Below are 449 nucleotides of genomic sequence, written 5' to 3' on the forward strand. Positions count from 1 at the left end.
CATCCGCACATGTTACGCCATTCGTGTGGTTTTGCTTTGGCGAATATGGGAATAGATACGCGACTTATCCAGGATTATCTTGGGCATCGCAATATTCGTCATACTGTCTGGTATACCGCCAGCAATGCAGGGCGTTTTTACGGCATCTGGGATAGAGCCAGAGGACGACAGCGTCACGCTGTTTTATAGAGATAGTTGAGATACCAGGGATGGTGTTAAAAACTACATTATTCTTACGATATATCAAAAATGATTAACCATTTATTAATTGATGTTATTGTAAGTGTGATTATTAATTTTCATAATAAACATTAAGTTAACCATATCCATACAAAATACAATGGTTTATGTTCTTCAAAATAAATAAACAAAATCATTCATAAATTTACACATCACTTAAACTCTCCTGTTTCCGCACTTTTTTCTTTATTTTTTAAGCAACTGGAAGT

1 pseudogene is annotated in these 449 nt (G+C 35.0%); it reads left to right on the forward strand.

The features are described 5' to 3' along the window. A pseudogene (gene fimB / locus C1I92_RS33060) lies at positions 1-189 on the forward strand (type 1 fimbria switch DNA invertase FimB); the annotation flags it as partial. Positions 190-449 lie beyond the last annotated feature (260 nt).

This window comes from Jiangella anatolica (genome assembly GCF_003236295.1).
Taxonomy (GTDB): domain Bacteria; phylum Actinomycetota; class Actinomycetes; order Jiangellales; family Jiangellaceae; genus Jiangella; species Jiangella anatolica.